At 72.1% G+C, this 20,304-nt stretch carries 20 protein-coding genes; 13 read left to right on the forward strand and 7 right to left on the reverse strand.

Annotated elements, in window-relative coordinates:
- Positions 1–30 precede the first annotated feature (30 nt).
- Positions 31–771: a class I SAM-dependent methyltransferase gene (locus tag ABZU53_RS09630; RefSeq protein WP_355064964.1), complete on the reverse strand. Its 741-nt coding sequence runs from the start codon at positions 769–771 to the stop codon at positions 31–33.
- A gap of 90 nt (positions 772–861) precedes the next feature.
- Here ABZU53_RS09630 and lysS point away from each other — a divergent pair, with 90 nt between their 5' ends.
- The 3 genes from lysS (at position 862) to ABZU53_RS09645 (ending at position 5,896) form a co-directional block, all read left to right on the forward strand.
- On the forward strand, positions 862–2,370 hold the full coding sequence (gene lysS, locus ABZU53_RS09635) for a lysine--tRNA ligase (protein WP_355064966.1): 1,509 nt from the start codon (positions 862–864) through the stop codon (positions 2,368–2,370).
- Positions 2,371–2,482: 112 nt separating this feature from the next.
- The gene (locus ABZU53_RS09640) at positions 2,483–2,827 is read left to right on the forward strand and encodes an Lsr2 family protein (RefSeq protein ID WP_007466057.1); all 345 of its coding nucleotides are present in this window, start codon (positions 2,483–2,485) and stop codon (positions 2,825–2,827) included.
- A 525-nt stretch (positions 2,828–3,352) separates the two neighbouring features.
- Complete coding sequence (locus ABZU53_RS09645; RefSeq protein ID WP_354861611.1) at positions 3,353–5,896, forward strand: ATP-dependent Clp protease ATP-binding subunit; 2,544 nt, start codon at positions 3,353–3,355, stop codon at positions 5,894–5,896.
- Between the two features lie 247 nt (positions 5,897–6,143).
- On the opposite strand, the gene ABZU53_RS09650 is transcribed toward ABZU53_RS09645, so the two are convergent.
- Positions 6,144–7,055 carry an A/G-specific adenine glycosylase gene (locus ABZU53_RS09650; protein ID WP_355064967.1) on the reverse strand — a complete coding sequence of 304 codons (912 nt, stop codon included), beginning with the start codon at positions 7,053–7,055 and terminating at the stop codon, positions 6,144–6,146.
- A gap of 96 nt (positions 7,056–7,151) precedes the next feature.
- Here ABZU53_RS09650 and ABZU53_RS09655 point away from each other — a divergent pair, with 96 nt between their 5' ends.
- The 3 genes from ABZU53_RS09655 (at position 7,152) to ABZU53_RS09665 (ending at position 9,125) form a co-directional block, all read left to right on the forward strand.
- Positions 7,152–7,664, forward strand: a complete 513-nt coding sequence (locus ABZU53_RS09655; RefSeq protein WP_354857473.1) for an ACT domain-containing protein — start codon at positions 7,152–7,154, stop codon at positions 7,662–7,664.
- Positions 7,661–8,257: a peptide deformylase gene (locus tag ABZU53_RS09660; protein ID WP_355064969.1), complete on the forward strand. Its 597-nt coding sequence runs from the start codon at positions 7,661–7,663 to the stop codon at positions 8,255–8,257. The genes ABZU53_RS09655 and ABZU53_RS09660 overlap by 4 nt, the downstream gene beginning before the upstream one ends.
- Before the next feature lie 118 nt (positions 8,258–8,375).
- On the forward strand, positions 8,376–9,125 hold the full coding sequence (locus ABZU53_RS09665) for a hypothetical protein (protein WP_355064971.1): 750 nt from the start codon (positions 8,376–8,378) through the stop codon (positions 9,123–9,125).
- A 6-nt stretch (positions 9,126–9,131) separates the two neighbouring features.
- On the opposite strand, the gene disA is transcribed toward ABZU53_RS09665, so the two are convergent.
- The 4 genes from disA to ABZU53_RS09685 all read right to left on the reverse strand — a co-directional run bounded on the left by disA (position 9,132) and on the right by ABZU53_RS09685 (position 13,713).
- Positions 9,132–10,313, reverse strand: coding sequence for a DNA integrity scanning diadenylate cyclase DisA (disA, locus tag ABZU53_RS09670; RefSeq protein ID WP_354857469.1), 1,182 nt, complete (start codon positions 10,311–10,313; stop codon positions 9,132–9,134).
- A gap of 131 nt (positions 10,314–10,444) precedes the next feature.
- Positions 10,445–11,902: a DNA repair protein RadA gene (radA, locus tag ABZU53_RS09675; RefSeq protein WP_354857467.1), complete on the reverse strand. Its 1,458-nt coding sequence runs from the start codon at positions 11,900–11,902 to the stop codon at positions 10,445–10,447.
- Between the two features lie 85 nt (positions 11,903–11,987).
- Positions 11,988–12,734, reverse strand: coding sequence for a hypothetical protein (locus ABZU53_RS09680; protein ID WP_355064973.1), 747 nt, complete (start codon positions 12,732–12,734; stop codon positions 11,988–11,990).
- Between the two features lie 139 nt (positions 12,735–12,873).
- Positions 12,874–13,713, reverse strand: a complete 840-nt coding sequence (locus ABZU53_RS09685) for a UbiA family prenyltransferase (protein ID WP_355064975.1) — start codon at positions 13,711–13,713, stop codon at positions 12,874–12,876.
- A 46-nt stretch (positions 13,714–13,759) separates the two neighbouring features.
- On the opposite strand from ABZU53_RS09685, the gene ABZU53_RS09690 reads away from it, so the two are divergent.
- From ABZU53_RS09690 to ABZU53_RS09705, 4 genes are all read left to right on the forward strand, one after another.
- On the forward strand, positions 13,760–14,533 hold the full coding sequence (locus tag ABZU53_RS09690; protein ID WP_355064977.1) for a methyltransferase domain-containing protein: 774 nt from the start codon (positions 13,760–13,762) through the stop codon (positions 14,531–14,533).
- A gap of 41 nt (positions 14,534–14,574) precedes the next feature.
- Positions 14,575–15,741, forward strand: coding sequence for an acyl-CoA dehydrogenase family protein (locus ABZU53_RS09695; RefSeq protein ID WP_355064979.1), 1,167 nt, complete (start codon positions 14,575–14,577; stop codon positions 15,739–15,741).
- Between the two features lie 85 nt (positions 15,742–15,826).
- A complete protein-coding gene (locus ABZU53_RS09700; protein ID WP_355064982.1) occupies positions 15,827–16,885 on the forward strand; it encodes a type III polyketide synthase in 1,059 nt (352 codons plus the stop codon).
- A 32-nt stretch (positions 16,886–16,917) separates the two neighbouring features.
- Entirely contained in the window at positions 16,918–17,550 is a 633-nt protein-coding gene (locus tag ABZU53_RS09705; protein WP_355064984.1) for a hypothetical protein, read from the forward strand.
- A gap of 9 nt (positions 17,551–17,559) precedes the next feature.
- On the opposite strand, the gene ABZU53_RS09710 is transcribed toward ABZU53_RS09705, so the two are convergent.
- Complete coding sequence (locus ABZU53_RS09710; protein WP_355064986.1) at positions 17,560–18,237, reverse strand: hypothetical protein; 678 nt, start codon at positions 18,235–18,237, stop codon at positions 17,560–17,562.
- 327 nt (positions 18,238–18,564) lie between these two features.
- On the opposite strand from ABZU53_RS09710, the gene ABZU53_RS09715 reads away from it, so the two are divergent.
- The 3 genes from ABZU53_RS09715 to ispF are packed head-to-tail and all read left to right on the forward strand — an operon-like array spanning position 18,565 to position 20,301.
- The gene (locus ABZU53_RS09715; protein ID WP_088950500.1) at positions 18,565–19,050 is read left to right on the forward strand and encodes a CarD family transcriptional regulator; all 486 of its coding nucleotides are present in this window, start codon (positions 18,565–18,567) and stop codon (positions 19,048–19,050) included.
- Positions 19,051–19,106: 56 nt separating this feature from the next.
- On the forward strand, positions 19,107–19,802 hold the full coding sequence (gene ispD / locus ABZU53_RS09720; RefSeq protein WP_354857449.1) for a 2-C-methyl-D-erythritol 4-phosphate cytidylyltransferase: 696 nt from the start codon (positions 19,107–19,109) through the stop codon (positions 19,800–19,802).
- A gap of 16 nt (positions 19,803–19,818) precedes the next feature.
- On the forward strand, positions 19,819–20,301 hold the full coding sequence (ispF, locus tag ABZU53_RS09725) for a 2-C-methyl-D-erythritol 2,4-cyclodiphosphate synthase (RefSeq protein ID WP_355064988.1): 483 nt from the start codon (positions 19,819–19,821) through the stop codon (positions 20,299–20,301).
- Positions 20,302–20,304: the final 3 nt, after the last annotated feature.

Consider the following 20,304-nt stretch of genomic DNA (forward strand, 5'->3'; position numbering starts at 1 on the left):
CGCCGTCGAGGCCGGCCTCTGTGCGGGGCTTCAGCGCCGCCGGGCCCGCAGCACGATCGTGCGGTACGGCAGCTCGACGGTTTCCCGCCCGGCCAGCTCGGGATGGCCCGCGAACAGGTCGCGCAGTTCCCGATCGATGCGCGCCCGCCGCTCGGGTGGGGCGGTGAGCCAGTACGAACGGGTGTGCAGCATCGCGACCACCTCGTCGGGTGTGAGCGTCGTGTGGTGCGTGAACTCGCCCAGCTCGACAGGTGTGAACGCGGAGCCGAAGTCCTCGTACCGTCCGACGACGTCGCCAGCGTTGTCACCGAGGTGGGCGATCCGACCCAGCTCGGCCACCCACGCGACCCGCTCGTCCCGCATGTTCCAGATCGGGGCGAACGTCCCACCCGGCCGGAGCACCCGCGCGATCTCGGCGTGCGCCCGCTCCCGGTCGAACCAGTGGTACGCCTGCCCCACCACCACGGCGTCCGCGACCCCGTCGGGCAGCGGCACCGACTCGGCGCCGCCGGCCAGCGCGGTGACGCCGGGGGTGGCGGCGTCCAGTTGGGCGCGCATCTTGGGGTCCGGCTCCACCGGGGTCACCTGGTGGTCGAGGGCGAGCACTCCCCGGGTGAGAATGCCGGTGCCGGCGCCCAGGTCGACAACCTGGGCGGATTCGCCCAGCCCGTCGAGCGCCCACCGCACGGCTGCCACCGGATAGCGGGGTCGAAACCGGTCGTAGTCGGCCGCCGCCGCCCCGAACGAGAGGGCCTGAGTGTGATCCGCCATGGCGGGCAGGTTATCCGGTAACGACCACCTGAGGGCTTGAGTACGCTCGGGCCTGACCCCGCCGACAATCCTTCGTTGAGGAAGCGTGCCGTGACCGAGCAGAACGCCGTGCCAGTTGACCCCGCCGACGACCTTCCCGAGCAGATGAAGGTCCGCCGGGAGAAGCGGGACCGGATGCTCGCCGAGGGTGTGGAGCCGTACCCGGTCGGTTTCCCCCGGACCAGCACGCTCGCCGAGATCCGCGCGAAGTACGCGGATCTGCCCACCGACACCGCCACCGGCGACGAGGTCTCGGTCACCGGCCGGGTGATCTTCGTACGCAACACCGGCAAGCTCTGCTTCGCCACCCTGCGCGACGGCGACGGCACCGAGTTGCAGGCCATGCTCTCCCTGGACCGGGTCGGTCCGGAGCGGCTGGAGGCCTGGAAGCGTCTCGTCGACCTGGGCGACCACGTCGGCGTGACCGGTGAGGTGATCACCAGCCGCCGGGGCGAGCTGTCCGTGCTCGCGCAGCGGTGGGAGATGACCGCCAAGGCCCTGCGGCCGCTGCCGGTGGCCCACAAGCCGCTCTCCGAGGAGGCTCGGGTCCGGCAGCGCTACGTCGATCTGATCGTCCGGCCGCAGGCCCGGCAGATGGTCCGCACCCGGGCGGCGGCGGTGCGTAGCCTGCGCGATTCACTGCACGGCCAGGGCTTCATCGAGGTGGAAACTCCGATGCTGCAACTCCTGCACGGTGGCGCGGCGGCCCGACCTTTCGTGACCCACAGCAATGCGTTGAGCACCGATCTGTATCTGCGAATCGCTCCGGAACTGTTTCTGAAGCGCGCGGTCGTTGGTGGTGTGGACCGCGTCTTCGAGATCAACCGCAACTTCCGTAATGAGGGCGTCGACTCCTCGCACTCACCGGAGTTCGCGATGCTGGAGACGTACCAGGCGTACGGCGACTACGACACGATGGCCGAGTTGACCCGCAATCTCGTGCAACAGGCGGCGATCGCGGTCAGCGGCTCGACGGTGGTGAGCCATGCCGACGGGCGGGAGTTCGACCTGGGCGGCGAGTGGCGATCGGTGACCCTGTTCGGGGTCCTTTCCGAGGCGCTCGGCGAGGAGGTCACGGTCCGCACCGAACGTTCCCGGCTGGTGGAGTACGCGGACAAGGTGGGATTGGCCGTGGACCCGAAGTGGGGCCCGGGCAAGCTCGCCGAGGAACTGTTCGAGGAACTGGTCGTCCCCGGCCTGCAGGCGCCCACCTTCGTACGCGACTACCCGGAGGAGACCAGCCCGCTCACCCGGGCGCACCGCAGCGAGCCGGGGCTGGCCGAAAAGTGGGACCTCTACGTTCTCGGCTTCGAGCTGGGCACCGCGTACTCCGAGCTGGTCGACCCGGTGGTGCAGCGGGAACGGCTGGTGGCCCAGGCGCAGCTGGCCGCCCGTGGCGACGACGAGGCGATGCGTCTCGACGAGGACTTTCTCCGGGCCATGGAGTACGGAATGCCGCCGGCCGGGGGTATGGGAATGGGAATCGACCGGCTGTTGATGGCCCTGACCGGCCTCGGAATTCGGGAAACGATCCTCTTCCCGTTGGTCCGCCCGGAGTAGTCGTCCGCCGACTCCCAGCGAGTCGTAACGGCATCCTATTGACGGGGCGAGCAGCACGGGGGTTATTGTGCTCTCGTTAGCAGGAGCGCCCTGCTCGAAAGGAATGTGGGACGTGGCCAAGCAGATCATTCACAAGCTGGTCGATGACCTGGACGGTGGGGACGCTGACGAGACCGTCAAGTTCGCGCTCGACGGTGTTCAGTATGAGATCGACCTGTCCGGCGCCAACGCCGCGAAATTGCGCGACGTATTCGCGCCGTACGTCGGTGCCGGCACCAAGGTGGGTCGCGGTGGCGTGGTGATCGGTGGGCGGGCCGCCCGCGGTCGCGGTGGCGCGACCGCCGACCGGGAGCAGAACAAGGCGATCCGGGAGTGGGCCAAGAAGGCCGGCAAGGACATCTCGGACCGGGGCCGTATCCCGCAGGAGATCGTCGACGAGTACCACGCCAAGCGCTGATCCGTTCAACTGACCGGTGGCAGCCGCCACCGCAGGGCGACACCGACGCCGGGCCGGAGCATTCTCCGGGCCGGCGTCGCCGTATCCGCGCCCGGACGGGCCGGTCGGAATGTTTCCCGAGCCGACCGGCGTTGTCCACAGGCAGTGGAGTAACTATCCACAACCTGTGGACAACTTCCCGAAAGGGTCGGGTCCGGCCAGTCCGCAGGCTGCCAGATCGGCGCTCGCTTTCTGCGATCCGCCCCTGGAGGCCGTCAGAGACCCTCCCCGGGCCCTGTGGAGCCTTCCGTGGGGTCGGTCGGATTTCGCTCTGCGCGTAGCGCCAGGGGTACCGGAACACCTCCTGAGCGCGGACGGTTGTGCAAAACGACGTGGAACTGACCCAGACCGGAGAGACACGACCTCAGCCGAGTCGGTCAGCGACGATAGAGTAAGGAGGCACGGACGCCCGTCCTGGACGTTCGTGCACCGGCCCCGCCGAGATCTAGACCATCAAGGCGCACGGCACGTGAGGAGCACGAGGGCATGTTCGAGCGGTTCACCGACCGAGCGCGACGGGTTGTCGTCCTGGCCCAAGAAGAGGCCCGGATGCTCAACCACAACTACATCGGTACGGAACACATCCTGCTGGGCCTGATCCACGAAGGTGAAGGCGTCGCGGCAAAGGCCCTGGAGAGCCTCGGCATCTCCCTGGAGGGCGTCCGCCAGCAGGTCGAGGAGATCATCGGCCAGGGTCAGCAGGCGCCGAGCGGGCACATCCCGTTCACGCCGCGGGCCAAAAAGGTGCTGGAGCTGTCGCTGCGCGAGGCGCTGCAGCTCGGCCACAACTACATCGGCACGGAGCACATCCTGCTCGGGCTGATCCGCGAGGGTGAGGGCGTCGCCGCCCAGGTGCTGGTCAAGCTCGGCGCCGACCTCAACCGGGTCCGCCAGCAGGTGATCCAGCTGCTCTCCGGCTACCAGGGCAAGGAGCCCGCCGCGGCGGGTGCCGCGCCGGGTGAGGCCGCGCCGTCGACCAGCCTCGTGCTGGACCAGTTCGGCCGCAACCTGACCCAGGCCGCCCGTGAGGGCAAGCTCGACCCGGTCATCGGGCGCGAGAAGGAAATCGAGCGGGTCATGCAGGTGCTCTCCCGCCGTACCAAGAACAACCCGGTCCTGATCGGTGAGCCCGGCGTCGGTAAGACCGCCGTGGTGGAGGGGCTTTCCCAGAAGATCATCAAGGGCGAGGTGCCCGAGACTCTCAAGGACAAGCAGCTCTACACGCTCGACCTCGGTGCGCTGGTCGCCGGTTCCCGCTACCGCGGTGACTTCGAGGAGCGCCTCAAGAAGGTGCTCAAGGAGATCCGCACCCGCGGCGACATCATCCTGTTCATCGACGAGATCCACACCCTGGTGGGTGCGGGTGCCGCCGAGGGCGCGATCGACGCCGCGAGCATCCTCAAGCCGATGCTGGCCCGTGGTGAGCTGCAGACCATCGGCGCCACCACCCTGGACGAGTACCGCAAGCACCTGGAGAAGGACGCCGCTCTCGAGCGCCGGTTCCAGCCGATCCAGGTGGGTGAGCCGTCGCTGGCGCACACCATCGAGATCCTCAAGGGCCTGCGCGACCGGTACGAGGCGCACCACCGGGTGAGCATCACCGACGCCGCTCTGGTGGCTGCGGCGACGCTGGCCGACCGGTACATCTCCGACCGCTTCCTGCCGGACAAGGCGATCGACCTGATCGACGAGGCCGGCGCCCGGATGCGGATCCGCCGGATGACCGCGCCGCCAGACCTGCGTGACTTCGACGAGCGCATCGCCCAGGTGCGTCGCGACAAGGAGTCCGCGATCGACGCGCAGGACTTCGAGCGCGCCGCCCAGCTGCGCGACAAGGAGAAGCAGCTCCTCGGCCAGAAGGCTCAGCGGGAGAAGGAGTGGAAGGCCGGTGACCTGGACGTCGTCAGCGAGGTTGACGACGAGCAGATCGCCGAGGTGCTCGGCAACTGGACGGGCATCCCGGTCTACAAGCTGACCGAGGAGGAGACCTCGCGCCTGCTGCGCATGGAGGACGAGCTGCACAAGCGCGTCATCGGCCAGGAGGACGCGGTCAAGGCGGTCTCGAAGGCGATCCGGCGTACCCGGGCCGGCCTGAAGGACCCGAAGCGCCCGTCGGGCTCGTTCATCTTCGCCGGCCCGTCCGGTGTCGGTAAGACCGAGCTGTCCAAGGCGCTCGCCGAGTTCCTCTTCGGCAGCGAGGACGCCCTCATCCAGCTGGACATGTCCGAGTTCCACGACCGGTACACGGTGTCCCGCCTCGTGGGTGCTCCTCCCGGCTACGTCGGCTACGACGAGGGCGGGCAGCTGACCGAGAAGGTGCGGCGTCGGCCGTTCTCGGTGGTCCTCTTCGACGAGATCGAGAAGGCCCACCCGGACGTGTTCAACACGCTCCTGCAGATCCTGGAGGACGGTCGGCTCACCGACGGTCAGGGCCGGATCGTGGACTTCAAGAACACGGTCATCATCCTGACCACCAACCTGGGCACCCGCGACGTGGCCAAGGCGGTGTCGCTGGGCTTCCAGGCGTCGGAGGACTCCGAGTCCAACTACGACCGGATGAAGCAGAAGGTCAACGACGAGCTCAAGCAGCACTTCCGGCCTGAGTTCCTCAACCGGATCGACGACACCATCGTCTTCCACCAGCTGCGCCAGACCGAGATCCTCTCGATCGTGGACATCATGATCCAGCGGATCGAGTCGCAGCTGCGCAACAAGGACATGGGTCTGGAGCTGACCGACAACGCCAAGAAGTACCTGGCGGCGAAGGGCTTCGACCCGGTGCTTGGTGCCCGTCCGCTTCGTCGCACGATTCAGCGCGACATCGAGGACAACCTCTCCGAGCGGATCCTCTTCAACGAGCTGACCCCCGGTCAGATCGTCGTGGTGGACTGCGAGGGCGACCCGAACGACATCGACAAGTCCAAGCTCGTGTTCCACGGTGCGGACAAGCCGGTCGAGGTTCCGGACGCCGTCCCCGCCGACCTCGGCGGCACCGCCGCCGGCACCGCCGCGGCGAGTGCCGACGAGTAGCACTACCAGCAGCAAGGGGCGGGGCCCCGGTGGCGCAAGCCACCGGGGCCCCGCCTTTTCGTCGTCGGGGGCACTGGTCCGCTAGGTGCCGGACGACAGGCAGGCATCTCTGTGTCGCAGGCTTTGCTCTGCTTCAGCGGACGCAACACCATGTGTCCGTTATCCGGACACCGAGTGTTGCGTGGGTTGAAGCAGAGCAAAGGTGACGGGAGCACCCCTGCGAACCGGCGGCCGGTTCGCAGGGGTGTCAGGCGTTCAGGTCGGCGGTTGGTGCGGACGGGCCATCGCCGGCGAGCCGGAACGAGTCGGTGCCGACCGGTTCCACAAGCCCGTCCTGTACGAGGCCGGCCAACGCCCGGGCGCGCTGCACGTCGTCGGTCCAGACCTGGTCGAGGCGCTGGTGCGGGACCGGCCCGGTGGTCTCCCGTAGCACCCCGAGCAGCAGTCCGCGTACCTGCCGGTCGGTGCCCGCGTACCGCTGGGGACGGCGGGTCGGGCCGGTTGCCGGCTCCTGCCCGGAGGCCCGCCAGGCGCAGACCGACTCGACCGGGCAGGCCGTGCAGCGTGGTGACCGGGCCGTGCAGAGCACCGCCCCCAGCTCCATGAACGCGGCGCTGGCCAGTGCCGCGGCGGCGGGCTCCGCCGGCAGCAACTCCTCGGTGGCGACCAGGTCGGCGGGCCGGGTGACCGGTCCGGCGTCCGGTTCACCGGCCACGGCGCGACAGACCACCCGCCGTACGTTGGTGTCGACCACCGGATGCCGCTGCCCGTACGCGAAGGCGGCCACCGCACGCGCCGTGTAGGTGCCCACGCCGGGCAGCGCCAGCAACTGCTCCAGCCGGTCCGGCACCTGACCGCCGTGCCGGTCCACGACCGCGACCGCGCACTCCCGCAGTCGGACCGCCCGGCGGGGATAGCCGAGACGCCCCCACATCCGGATCGCCTCGGCCGGGGTGTCGGCCGCCAGCGCGGCCGGGTCGGGCCAGCGGGCCAGCCAGGCGTGCCAGGCCGGCACCACCCGGACGACCGGGGTCTGCTGGAGCATGACCTCGCTGACCAGGATGGCCCACGGGCTGACCCCGGGTTCCCGCCACGGCAGGTCACGGGCGTGCTGCTGGAACCACCGGCTGACCACTGTGGCGAAATCGGGTTGAGTCATGGCGACGTCGATGATGTCACGCGGTCCGGTCCCGCTGGATGGGCGGCTCGGGCGGGGTGTCGCGGTGGCGGTGGGCGGATCGGGCAGAATGCGCGGATGAACGAGCTCGCGATCACCGTCATCGGTCGGGACCGGCCGGGCATCGTGGCCGACGTCGCCGAGGTGCTGGCCCGACTGGGCGCGAACCTCACCGACAGCACGATGACCCGGCTGCGGGGGCATTTCGCGATGACCCTCATCTGCACCGGCCCGGATGCCGCCGGGGTGGAGGCGGCGTTGGCGCCGCTGGCCGCCGAGGGTCAACTGCTGGCGACCGTACGCGCGGTCACGCCCGACGGTGAGGTGGCCCCGGCCGGCGAGCCGTACGTGCTGGCGGTGCACGGGTCGGACCGGATGGGCATCGTCGCGGCGATGACCCGGGTGCTGGTGGACGCCGGCGGAAACGTGACCGACCTGAGCACGCGGTTGGCGGGTTCGCTCTACGTGGTGTTGGCCGAGGTCGAGTTGCCGGCGGGGGTCGCCGAGGCGGTGACCGCACGGCTGCACCGGACGGCCGCCGAGTTGGGGGTCGAGGTCACCCTCCGGCCGGCAGACCCGGATCTGCTGTGAGCGACGGGCGGGGCGGGCCGGACGCCGGCCGGGACGTCGAGGCGTACGCCGGTCTGGGGGACTGGACGCCGGAGTCGCTGGCCGTGGTGGGCGAGGTGCGGGCCGTCGTCTCGGCCCCGCATCCGGTGTTGAGCCGGGCCGGGGACGATGTCGATCCGACGGCCGAGGAGACGGTCCGGCTGGCCGCCGACCTGGTCGCCACGATGCGGGTCTCGCCGGGCTGCGTGGGGTTGGCGGCACCGCAGGTCGGTGTGGCTGCCCGGGTCTTCGCCGTCGACGTGACCGGGCATCCGAAGGCGGTCACCGTGCACGGCACCTTCGTGCTCTGCAACGCCCGGGTGGTCGAGGCGACGCGCTGGAAGCCGGGTCGGGAGGGGTGCATGTCGGTGCCGGACCTGACCGGGGATGTGAAGCGGGCCAGTCGGCTGGTGGTGGAGGGTGACCTGCCGGGCACCGGCGCGGCGGTCCGGTTGGTGACGGACGGCTTTGAGGCGCGGGCGTTGCAGCACGAGATCGACCACTGCGCGGGGCTGCTCTTCCTGGATCGGGTGGCCGGCGCGCACGCCGTCTACCAGCGCAAGGTCTACCTCTGAGCGGGTGGCGGAAGGTCGGCGCGTCCGTCCTCAGTGGAGTTTCGCCGCGCTGCGCCGGTGGCGCTCCGGCGCGTCGTGACGGGCTGGTGGGCGCCGCGCGGCTACGGTGGGGGGCATCATGCGTCTGACGGTCGGCCCCCTGCCACCCGCCGTGTACTGGCGGCGTCGCGCCGTCGTACTCGGAGCGGGGCTTCTCTTCCTGATTGTCCTGCTCTACTCCTGCACCGGCCCGAGCCGCTCCGGCGGTCGACCGAATGCGGGGGCGAGCCCGACGTCGACTCCGACGTCCACGGCGAGTCCCGGGCCGGGTGGTTCGGTGTTGAGCCCGCAGACCGGGGCGCCGTCGGCCTCCGGGTCCGCCGATCCGAATGCACCGGACCGGTCGGCCGATCCGAACGCCACGGACCCGAGCCCCGAGACCACCAGCAACGACCCGCCGCCGGGCTCGGCGGCCGGGTCGGTCGACGACGGCACCTGCACCGACGCGGAGATCAGCGTGACCTCGGTGGCGCGGCCCACCTCGGTACAGCGCGGCGCGGTGGTCGACCTGCAACTGAAGATCAAGAACACCTCGGAGCGGACGTGCAGCCGCAACGTCGGCGCCGACCTGCAGGAGATCTTCATCAAGGCCGGTGCCGAGAAGGTGTGGTCCTCGGACACCTGCGGCAAGGTCCAGGGCTCGGATGTGCAGTCCTTCACGCCCGGGTTCGAGCGCTCCTACCAGGTGGGCTGGAACGGGCGGGACACCACCCGCTGCGATGGCGCCGGGCTGGCCGCCGGCCCCTTCCCGCCGGCCGGGACGTACCAGGTGTTCGCGCGGGTCGGCACCAAGTACAGCGCACCCATGAAGATCACCATCACCGGCTGAGCCGGGTCAGACGTACCGCTCCAGGATGGACGCCTCGGCGAGCCGGGACAGGCCCTCCCGGACGCCCCGGGCCCGGGCGTCGCCCACGCCCTCGACGGCCTGCAGGTCCTCCACCGTCGCGCCCAGCAGCCGCTGGAGGCTGCCGAAGTGCAGCACCAGGCGGTCGACCACGGCCACCGGCAGGCGCGGCACCTTGGCCAGCAGTCGGAAGCCACGCGGGCTGACGGCGGCGTCCAGCGCGTCCGATGCGGCCGGGTAGCCGATGGCCTTGGCGACCGACACCAGGTCGATCAGCTCGGTGGCGCCGAGCAGGTCCAGCTCGACCAGCGCCTCGTCCAGCGTGCGGGACTTGCGGCCGACCGGGAGGTAGTCCCGGATGACCAGGGTGCGGTCGGCGTCGACGCCGGCCATCAGCTCGTCGAGCTGGAGGGCGAGCAGTCGCCCGTCGGTGCCCAGTTCGACGACGTAACCGGCGATCTCGTCGGCGATCCGGCGGACCATCTCCAGCCGCTGCACCACGGCCACCGCGTCCCGCACGGTGACCAGATCCTCGATCTCGAGCGCGGAGAGCGTGCCGGAAACCTCGTCCAGCCGCAGCTTGTACCGCTCCAGGGTGGCCAGCGCCTGGTTGGCCCGGGACAGGATCGCCGCCGAGTCGTCCAGCACGTGCCGCTGGCCGTTGACGTAGAGGCTGATGATCCGCATGGACTGACTGACCGAGATCACCGGGTAACCGGTCTGCCGGGCGACCCGCTCGGCGGTGCGGTGCCGGGTGCCCGACTCCTCCGTCGGGATGGACGGGTCGGGCATCAGGTGCACGGCCGCCCGGACGATGCGGGTGCCGTCGCTGGAGAGCACCACGGCCCCGTCCATCTTGCACAGCTCCCGGACCCGGGTCGCGGAGAACTCGACGTCCAGCGGGAAGCCGCCGGTGCAGAGACCCTCGACGACCTTGTCGTAGCCGAGCACGATGAGCGCGCCGGTGCGCCCCCGCAGGATGCGCTCCAACCCGTCCCGCAGCGCGGTGCCGGGTGCCATCAGGGCGAGGTTCGCCCGCAGCGGATCGCCGGCGCTCCCGGCGGCGGTGGTCACGCTCACGCTGATCGGGCGGGCTGGCGAGCCCACGGCGCCGGTGCGGGCCTGGGGCGGCGCGCCGGCAGGCTTGGTGGTATCGCGGTCGATCGGCACGGGCACAGTCTACGGACTGCCGTGCGGTGGGTGCTGTCGTGGTTACTGTGATGTGTCACGATGCCGCCCTTCCAACCGTTTCCACTTGCGCCGATGCTGTCCGGTATCGCCGCCCGCGTCGGCACGCTGGGTCACTCGGCGGACGCGCGGGCCGCATGGTGCAGCGCCGAGCGGACGTCAGTGACCTCGGTCACCCGCATCCCGTCGGGCCCGGCGCCAGTGCTGGCCGGGCCACAGCCCGGCGGGACCAGCGCCACCTTGAACCCCAGGCGGGCCGCCTCGGCCAGCCGGCGCGGCACCGCTCCGACCCGGCGCACCTCGCCGGTCAACCCCACCTCACCGATCGCCACGAGGTGCGGCGCGATCGCCAGGTTGAGCCCGCCGGAGGCGACCGCCAGCGCGACGGCCAGGTCGGCCGCCGGCTCCACCACCCGGATGCCGCCCACGGTGGCCGCGAAGACCTCGCGATCGTGCAGGGTCAACCGCTCGGTGCGCCGTTGCAGGACCGCGAGCACCATCGCCAGGCGCGCGGAGTCGAGGCCGGAGACCGTACGGCGGGGTGAGCCGGCCACCGTCGCGCCGATCAGGGCCTGCACCTCGGTGACGAGGGCCCGCCGCCCCTCCATGGCCACGGTCACGCAGGTGCCGGGCACGGGTTCCGAGTAGCGGGTGAGGAACAGCCCGGACGGATCGGCCAGGCTGCTGATGCCGCCCTCGTGCATCTCGAAGCAGCCGACCTCGTCGGCCGCGCCGAACCGGTTCTTGACGCCGCGGACCAGCCGCAGCGAGGAGTGCTTGTCGCCCTCGAAGTGCAGCACCACGTCGACCAGGTGCTCCAGCACCCGGGGCCCGGCCACCTGGCCGTCCTTGGTGACGTGGCCGACCAGCACGGTGGCGATGCCACGCTCCTTGGCGACCGAGACCAGCGCGGCGGTGACCGCGCGTACCTGCGTCACGCCACCGGGCACGCCCTCGGTGCCGGTGGTCGAGATGGTCTGCACCGAGTCGAGCACCAGCAGGCCGGGCTTGACCGCGTCGAGGTGCCCGAGCACCGAGGCCAGGTCGCTCTCGGCCGCCAGGTAGAGCTGGTCGTGCAGGGTGCCCATCCGCTCGGCACGCAGCCGGACCTGGCTGACCGACTCTTCCCCGCTGACCACCAGGGAAGGGCTGCCGGCGCCCACCGCCCACTGCTGCGCCACATCGAGCAGCAGGGTCGACTTGCCCACGCCGGGCTCGCCGGCGAGCAGCACCACCGCCCCGGGCACCAGTCCACCGCCGAGCACCCGGTCGAGCTCACTCACGCCGGTGGGCCGGGCACGGGCCGGAGCGGCGCTGATGGTGGCGATCGGCCGGGCCGGCTCGGCCGGCAGCCGTGAGCTCACCACCCGACCGGAGACGGTCGGGCCGGTCACCGTGGACTCGACCACCGAGCCCCACTCGCCGCACTCCGGGCAGCGACCCACCCACTTGGGCGGCTGGTGCCCGCAGGCGTCGCACTCGTACGCCGGACGCGGCTCGCGGGTGGCGGACCGGCCGCGGGCGGCACCGGCCGTGCCGGCACGGCCAGAGGTCGATCGGGAGGTGGTCACATCAGGACGCTAGCCCTCTCGTACGACGAAAACACCCCGGCGTGGTGGTTCCCACGCCGGGGTGTTCGTCGATGTCGGGGTCGGGTCAGCCGTGGGTGGCGCCGCCCTCGTCGCCCTCGTAGCCGCCCTCACGCTCGATGATCGGCGAGGGGGGCGCGGCCGGGGTGAGCGGGACGGCGATCGGCGCCTGGCCGGTGACCGTGCTGCCGTTGCCGAAGTCGAAGGTCACGACGACGTTCTGGCCGGAGCGCAGCGCCTCGGTCAGGCCGATCAGCCGCAGCTGCGTGGTGGCCTCCGAGTTGAGCTGGAGGTAGCTCAGCGGAGCCAGCTCGATCCGGGCGGGCTGGCCCGGCGCGGCCGCGCTCGCCGAACCCGACGCCCGCGCCGACTCCGGGGCGGACGGCGTCGCCGACGACGAACCGGTCTCGGACGGGGTCGCCGACGGGCTGCCCGAACCCGACGGGGTGGCGGACTCCGACTCGGAGGCCGACGGCGTCGGGCTCGCCGAGCCACCCGAGATCAACACCTCGCGCGCGCTCTGGGTGGTGACGGTGACCGTCACGGTGCTCTTCGAGTCGTTGTAGATCACGGCGTTGAGCGGGGCGTCCTGGCCGGCCCGGTAACCCTCGGTGCCCGGGTAGGTGACCAGCAGACCACGCACCGAGTAGGCGCCGTTGGGGGTCGTGAGGTTGACGCCCTGGACCGACGGCTCCTTCAAAGCCGTCTCGGCGACCTGACCGGCGCCGCATCCGGACGCGAGCAGGCTGGTAGCCGCCGCCATCCCGGACAGCAGCAAGGCCGCCCGCCGGGATCCCCTGATCGAGCGCGTCACGTCGGTCCTCCTCGTTACGATCCCCACCCGGCCGTACGCCGGGCACGGTGGCCATACCCGCGCAGACCGCGCTCCAGGGTAGTTGGAGCTGATCGAGGCCCGCACGGGGACCCGGCAATGCCACCGTCCCGGGTGCCCCTCACACCACCCGACCGCTCGCCACCAGCAGAACGACGTCGATGAGGGCCACCAGCATGACCGCCCGGAAGGCGGACACCGGCCGCCGGCCGGCCCGGGCCGCCGCGCGCCCGGCGTACCAGCTCAGTGGCGGCACGACGGCGGCCGTGCCGACCGCCACCAGCCCGAGGGCCGACGGCGGCCCGGGCGGCCCCAGGACCAGGATGGCGGTCGCGGCGAGGAGCAGCCCCGCCGCGGCCGCCCGGCTGCCCGCCGCGCCGAGGCGGTGCGGCAGGCCGCGTACCCCCGTCCGGGCGTCGTCGGCCAGGTCGGGCAGCACGTTGGCGAAGTGCGCGCCGGCCCCCAGGCAGGCCGCCGCCGCCAGCAGCCAGGCCGGCGGGGTCGGCTCGCCGGGCAGCGCCAGCACCACGAAGGCGGGCAGCGCGCCGAAGGACACCGCGTACGGCAGCACCGAGAGGACGGTGGCCTTGAGCGGCCAGTCGTAGAGCAGCGCGGAGACCAGGGCGACCGTGAGCCAGAACGCCGCCGGAGGGTTCGTGGTCAGCGCCAGCAGCGGGCAGGCCAACGCGGCCGCCGCCGCGGCCCAGGCCGTGACGCGCCGGCCCACCGCGCCGGCGGCGACCGGCTTGTCGGTACGCCCCACAGTGGCGTCCCGCTCGGCGTCCAACGCATCGTTGGTCCAGCCGACGGCGAGCTGGCTGGCGAGTACGGCGAGCACCACCGAGACGATTCCCGACGGCCGGTGCCCCACCCCCCAGGCCAGCAGACCGGACACCGTGGTCACTGCGGCGGCCGGTTCCGGATGGCTCGCTCTGACCAGCCCTAACACCCTGGACGACATAAGGGAAGTCTGGTCGTTACCGAGCAGTCGTGCCACGCTCGGTGCCATGCGAGACGTGGCTGCGGCCGCGGCGTCCACCGGTCCCCGGGTGCTGCCGCGCAACGACCCGCGCCAGTACGACGACCTGGCCGGCGAGTGGTGGCGGCCCGATGGCGCGTTCGCGATGCTGCACTGGCTGGCCGAGGCCCGCGCGGCGCTCGTGCCGCCGGCGACCCGCCCGGATGCGGTCCTGGTCGATCTGGGCTGCGGCGCCGGACTGCTCGCGCCGCACCTCGCCGGTAAGGGATACCGGCACGTCGGTGTCGACCTGACCCGCTCGGCGCTGGTCCAGGCCGCCGGGCACGGGGTGCGCGTGGTCCAGGGTGACGTCACCGCGGTGCCGCTGTCGGACGGGTGTGCCGACGTCGTCTCGGCCGGTGAGCTGCTGGAACATGTGCCGGATTGGCCGCGCGCGGTGGCGGAGGCGTGCCGGCTGCTGCGCCCGGGCGGCCTGCTGGTGCTGGACACGCTCAACGACACGGCGCTGGCCCGGCTGGTCGCGGTACGGATCGCCGAGCGGCTGCCGACGGTGCCGCGTGGCATCCACGATCCACGGTTGTTCGTGGACGCTCGCGCACTGGTGGCCGAGTGTGCCCGGCACGGCGTCGAGCTGCGCCTACGCGGCATCCGTCCGCAGGTCGGCGGTCTGGTCGCCTGGCTGGTGCGCCGGGCGCGCGCGACGCGGACGCCGGGCGCGACGTCGACGGGCCGTGCCCCGCGCATCGTGCCGACCCGGTCCACCGCCGTGCTGTACCAGGGCCAGGGGGTCCGCAGAGGATAGTCGGCTCGTGGCGGGGTATGGGACGCCGAGAAGGGAGCGATATGACGGTGCATGCGCTTGAGGCGGCCCGCCGGTTGGCGCCGCGGTTCGCCGCGCGGGCGGCGGAGCACGACCGGGACGGCTCCTTTCCGGTCGACGACTTCCGTGACCTGCGGGAGGCCGGCCTGTTCGGGCTGATGGTGCCCCGCGCGCTGGGTGGCCTGGGCGCCAGCTTCGCCGAGTACGCCGCGGTGGCCACCGAACTTGCTCGGGGCAACGGCGCGACCGCCCTGGTGTTCAACATGCACGCCTCGGTGACCGGCGCGCTGGGCGCGGTCACCGAGGAGTTGGCCGAGGCCCTGGGTGTGCCGGACGAGGCGTTGGCCGCCCGGGACCGCCTGCTCACCGCCGCCGCGCAGGGCTCCTGGTACGCCGTCGCAATGAGCGAGCGCGGCGCCGGTGCCCGACTCTCCCAGTTGAGCACGGTCTACGAGCCGACCGACGAGGGGTGGCATCTCAAGGGCAGCAAGACCTTCTGCTCCGGGGCGGGGCACGCCGACGGCTACCTGGTGGCCGCGCGCAGCTCCGCCGACCAGTCGGTGGTGTCGCAGTTCCTGGTGCCGGCCGGTGACGGTCTGAGCGTCGAGCCGACCTGGGACGCCCTCGGCATGCGCGCCACCTCGTCGCACGACCTGCACCTGGACGTCACCGTGCCGGCCGACCGGCTGCTCGGCGGGGTGGAGGGGCTGGCGCTGGTGGTCGCCCAGCTGATGCCGCACTGGCTGGTGGCCAGTTACGCGGCCGTCTACGTGGGGACGGCCCGGGCGGCGATCGACGCGGCGGCCGAGCATCTCAACGCCCGCAACCTGGCCGGCCTGCCGGCGGTGCGGGCGCGGCTGGGCCGGGCGGACGCGGCGACCGCGGCGGCCGAGCTGGTGGTGGCCGAGGCGGCCCGGCGGGTCGACGACGCCCCGGGGGACGCGGAGACCAACCGCTGGGTGTGGCGGGCGAAGCTGCTGGCCGGCACCACGGCCGCCGAGGTGGCGGCGTCGATGCTGGAGGCGGCGGGGACGTCGGCGACCCGGCGTGGTCATCCGTTGGAGCGGCTCTACCGGGACGCCCGCTGCGGCTCACTGCACCCGGCCACCTCGGACGTCTGCGCCGACTGGCTGGGGATCGCCGCTCTGGGCGGGGACCCGGACCGCGACGGATCGGCACCGCGTTGGTGAGCCCGCGCGGCGGCACACGTACGGGGGAGGGGCCGGCCGAGGTGGCTGGTGGGACGGCCAGGGGGAGGACAGCGTCTGACGAGAGGTGGGGATCGTGTCCGTACCAGTGATCGCGGGGCTCGGGACAGCGCAGCCGCCGTCCGCTTCGCAGGACGAGTTGTGGGAGGGCTTCTTCTCCCGGCACTTCTCCGGCACCACCCGGTCGTTGGCCCAGCGGATCTTCGCGAACTCGGGGGTGACCCGCCGCCAGGCCGCGGTCAACCCGCTGCTCGAGGACGTCTCGGACTGGCCGACCGAGCGCCGGATGCGTCGCTACCAGGTGGAGGCGCTGCCGCTCGGCAAGGAGGCGGTGGGGCGTGCGCTGACGGCGGCCGGTCTGGACGCCAGCGACATCGGGCTGTTCATCGTCTGCTCCTGCACCGGGTACGCCACCCCGGGGCTGGACATCCTGCTCGCCCGCGACCTCGGCATGGCGCCGGACACGCAGCGGATGTTCGTCGGCCACATGGGCTGCTACGCGGCGCTTCCGGGGTTGGGGGCGGCGAGTGACTTCGTGACCGCCCGGGGCCGGCCGGCGCTGCTGCTCTGCGCGGAGCTGACCAGCCTGCACATCCAGCCGTCCACCGCCCGGGTGGACACCCAGCAGATCGTGTCGCACGCGCTCTTCTCGGACGCCGCGGTCGCCGCCGTGGTGGTGCCCGACGGCCGGGGGTACGCGTTGCGCGAGGTCACGTCGGTCACCGACACCTCGACCGCCGACCACATGACCTGGGACGTCACCGACGCGGGGTTCCGGATGGGGCTGTCGCCGAAGGTGCCGCAGGTCCTCTCCCGGCACGTTCGCGGGTTGGTGGACGACCTGTTGGCCCGGCACGGCGGCGTCAGCTCCGACGTGGACGGCTGGGCGGTGCATCCGGGTGGGCCGCGCATTCTCAACGTGGTCGAGCGGGAGTTGGCCCTGCCGCCGGAGGCGTTGGCCGCGTCCCGGGCGACGCTCGACGAGCACGGCAACTGCTCGTCGCCGACCGTCCTGTTGATCCTGGACGGGTTGAGTCGTTCGACGCCGGCGCCCCGACGGGTCGTCATGCTGGCCTTCGGTCCGGGCCTCACCCTGTACGCCGCCCTGCTCGATCGACAGGACTGAGCGCCTCTCGACCCGACCGGTACGCTCACCACATGGATGCGGCGGACGACCGGCTGCGGTCGGCGGTGCTGGCCGGGGTGGCCGCGGCCGCGCTGGCGGTCGGCGGCTGGTGGTGGCGTGCCGCAGCGCCCACCCCGGCGGCCGGGCCGGTGAGCCCACCGGTGGCCGCGCCCAGCGTCAGCACCGAGCTGGAACGTTTCCTGGCCAACGGCGTGCCCGAGGGACGGGTGACGCTGCAGGTGGATCCCGAGACGGGCGAGGCCGTCCGGGTGGAGGGCCGACCCTCGCTGGTCGACCCGGAGACGGGCACTGTGATCGATCTGGGCGACGACCAGGGCGTGCTCTCTCCCGGGAGTGACCTGCCCTCGTTCCGCGCCACGATCTGGCGGGAGCAGCGGGAGTTGACCCCCGGCCAGGGGCTGACGCGTCAGTCGTCCGGCGACGGCTCCCGCTATCTGCTGCAGTACCGGTGCACCCGGCCGGGCACGCTGGCGGTGACGAGCACCGGGGCCGAGCTCGCCGGCCCGACGCGCATCGATTGCGACGGCACGCTCGCCTCCGCCGAGGTGGTGCCCACCGACGGGCCGTTCCGGGTGTCCCTGTCGGCCGTCGGTGACAAGCCCATTGACGTCCAGGCGCAGCTCGTCGCGCTGCCCCCGTCGTAGGACGACCGCTCAGCCGGCCAGGGCGCTCAGGTCGTCCTGGTACGCCTCGACCGGTCCCGGGTCCGGCAGCACCCGGGTCACCACGCCGGTGCGGTCGACAAGCAGCGCGTTCGCGGCGCTGGAGCCCAGGAACGAGCGCAGCCCGCCAGCGGGATCGGCCAGCGCCCGGACGCCGTTGACCGGCGGTGAGGTGGCGACAGCCCGTTGTTCGGTCACCGTGACGACGGTGACGCCGGCGGGCGCCGCCGCCACGGCCTCCGTGACGACGTCCGGGCAGCCGCAGTCGTCCACCAGGATGATCATGGCGGGCAGCAGGCCGCGCAGCGGCACCGGCGCCTGTCCGGCATCGACCAGGTCCAGCGCGGGCAGCGCCTGACCGGCGAGCGCCACGGGTGGCGTGGAGGGCGCCGGGGTGGGTCGGTCGGTGCCCCGGCCGGCGCGGGGCCAGGTCACGGCGACCAGGCCGGTCAGGGTGGTGAGCACCGCCACCAACAGGACCAGCAGCGGCAGGGTGAGGGCGCGGTGCCCGGTGTGGTGGCCGGCCGCCCGGCGCAGCTCGCGGCGCACCTCGGCGGCCTCGCTCGCCAGGGTCGAGGCGTCGTCGGGGACGACGATGCGGCCCCACTCGGGTGGCAGGTCGGGCAGGCCGTCGGGCGGCCCGTGGCCCTCTGCGTCCGGCTTGCCCATCGGACCCCCAGGAAGCGTCTCGAGAGCGGCGTGTGACTCGGACTCCAGCGTCCCGCACCGGGGGCAGCTCCCGCTACACCTGGGCGCGTTTCCGCTGGGCGGGATACCATGGGGGAGCGCATAGCCCTTGATCTCGACGTTCTGTTCACCCGCATCGGGAAGTAATCCGTGCGTTACGGAGCGTGTTCAAACCATCGGTTTGACCGCCTGTCAAGCTGAAGAAAGACCTCTCACAGGGCCCCTGAGCTGCGCCAACGGTCAGGACATCGGTGAGACATCGTTGCCTGAGCGTGTTACCCTAGACACAGCGAAAGGGGTTTCGAACCTATGGTTTTCAGTGTCGGCGAGACCGTTGTTTACCCCCACCACGGGGCCGCACTCATCGAGGCAATCGAGACTCGGATCATCAAGGGCGAGCCTAAGAAATACCTCGTCCTGAGGGTTGCGCAGGGTGACCTGACGGTCCGGGTGCCGGCCGAGAACGCCGAGATCGTGGGCGTCCGTGAGGTGGTCGGCGAAGAGGGCCTCGGTAAGGTCTTCGACGTTCTCCGGGCTCCGCACACCGAGGAGCCGACCAACTGGTCGCGGCGTTACAAGGCCAACCTGGAAAAGCTGGCCTCCGGCAACCCGCTGAAGGTCGCCGAGGTCGTGCGTGACCTGTGGCGCCGGGAGCGGGAGCGGGGCCTCTCCGCAGGCGAGAAGCGGATGCTGGCCAAGGCCCGCGACATTCTCGTCGGCGAGGTCGCGCTGGCTGAGAAGAGCACCAAGGACGAGGCGGAGACGCTGCTCGACAAGGTCCTCACCGAGGCCTAGTCCGCACAGCATCGTCGTACCCACTTCGTAGCGAAGAAACCACCGAGGACCGCGACGTGACCGCGCAGCTCAACCCGCGCGGTGACGTCGCGGTCCTTGTGCCTGCGGCGGGTGCCGGCGTACGGCTCGGTCCCGGCCGACCCAAGGCGCTGCGCCTGCTCGCGGGCGAGCCGCTGCTGGTGCACGCCGTACGCCGGCTCGCCGCCGCCGCGTCGGTGCACACGATCGTGGTGGCCGCGCCCGCGGCCGAGGTGGCGGGTGTCCGTGAGCTGCTGGCTCCGGTGGCGCCGGTGATAGTGGTGCCCGGTGGCGCCGAGCGGCAGGCTTCGGTCGCCGCCGCGCTGGCAGCGGTGCCGGCCGGCCCGACGATCATCCTGGTGCACGATGCCGCCCGTGCGTTGACCCCGCCCGAGTTGGTCGAATCGGTCGCCGCCGCGGTCCGGGGTGGCCGGGCCGCGGTGATTCCCGTCCTGCCGGTCGTCGACACGATCAAGGAGGTCGGCGCCGACGAGGTGGTGCTGGGCACCGTCGACCGAGCTGCCCTCCGGGCGGTGCAGACCCCGCAGGGCTTCCGCCGGTCCGTCCTGACCGCCGCGCATGCCGCGGCCGGCGACCCGCTCACCGACGACGCCGGCCTGGTCGAGAAGCAGGGCATCGCCGTGAGCTGCGTGCCCGGCTCGGAGTACGCCCTGAAGATCACCCGTCCGTTCGACCTGGCGTTGGCGGAGCACCTGCTCGCCGCCGGCGGCTGACGCGTAACCTCTGTTCATGATCGTTCCTCGGGTCGCCATCGGCACCGATGTGCACGCGTTCGAGCCGGGCCGGCCCTGCTGGGTCGCCGGGCTGCTCTGGCCCGACCAGGACGGTCTCGCCGGGCACTCGGACGCCGACGTCGCCGCCCACGCCGCCTGCAACGCGCTGCTCTCCGCCGCCGGCCTCGGTGATCTCGGCGCCGCCTTCGGGGTGGACCAGCCGGAGTGGTCCGGGGCGTCCGGCGTGGCGCTGCTGACCGAGACGGCCCGCCGGGTGCGGGCGGCCGGCCTGGAGATCGGCAACGTCTCCGTGCAGATCGTCGGCAACCGTCCCAAGATCGGCCGCCGTCGGGACGAGGCCCAGCAGGTGCTCTCCGAAGCCGTCGGCGCCCCGGTCACCGTCTCCGCCGCGACCACGGACGGGCTCGGTTTCACCGGCCGGGAGGAAGGTCTGGCGGGCATCGCGGTGGCCCTGGTGTACGACGCGCCGGCCGCCTAGGCT

It is taken from the genome of Micromonospora sp. NPDC005194, assembly GCF_040608335.1.
In the GTDB taxonomy this organism is placed as follows: Bacteria; Actinomycetota; Actinomycetes; order Mycobacteriales; family Micromonosporaceae; genus Micromonospora.

Excerpts from the sequence above, each read along its gene's own strand:
- ABZU53_RS09630 (WP_355064964.1), bottom strand. The coding sequence starts at position 771 with ATGGCGGATCACACTCAGGCCCTCTCGTTCGGGGCGGCGGCGGCCGAC.
- ABZU53_RS09645 (WP_354861611.1), top strand. The coding sequence starts at position 3,353 with ATGTTCGAGCGGTTCACCGACCGAGCGCGACGGGTTGTCGTCCTGGCC.
- ABZU53_RS09650 (WP_355064967.1), bottom strand. The coding sequence starts at position 7,055 with ATGACTCAACCCGATTTCGCCACAGTGGTCAGCCGGTGGTTCCAGCAG.
- ABZU53_RS09655 (WP_354857473.1), top strand. The coding sequence starts at position 7,152 with ATGAACGAGCTCGCGATCACCGTCATCGGTCGGGACCGGCCGGGCATC.
- ABZU53_RS09665 (WP_355064971.1), top strand. The coding sequence starts at position 8,376 with ATGCGTCTGACGGTCGGCCCCCTGCCACCCGCCGTGTACTGGCGGCGT.
- ABZU53_RS09685 (WP_355064975.1), bottom strand. The coding sequence starts at position 13,713 with ATGTCGTCCAGGGTGTTAGGGCTGGTCAGAGCGAGCCATCCGGAACCG.
- ABZU53_RS09690 (WP_355064977.1), top strand. The coding sequence starts at position 13,760 with ATGCGAGACGTGGCTGCGGCCGCGGCGTCCACCGGTCCCCGGGTGCTG.
- ABZU53_RS09695 (WP_355064979.1), top strand. The coding sequence starts at position 14,575 with ATGACGGTGCATGCGCTTGAGGCGGCCCGCCGGTTGGCGCCGCGGTTC.
- ABZU53_RS09705 (WP_355064984.1), top strand. The coding sequence starts at position 16,918 with ATGGATGCGGCGGACGACCGGCTGCGGTCGGCGGTGCTGGCCGGGGTG.
- ABZU53_RS09710 (WP_355064986.1), bottom strand. The coding sequence starts at position 18,237 with ATGGGCAAGCCGGACGCAGAGGGCCACGGGCCGCCCGACGGCCTGCCC.
- ABZU53_RS09715 (WP_088950500.1), top strand. The coding sequence starts at position 18,565 with ATGGTTTTCAGTGTCGGCGAGACCGTTGTTTACCCCCACCACGGGGCC.
- ispF (WP_355064988.1), top strand. The coding sequence starts at position 19,819 with ATGATCGTTCCTCGGGTCGCCATCGGCACCGATGTGCACGCGTTCGAG.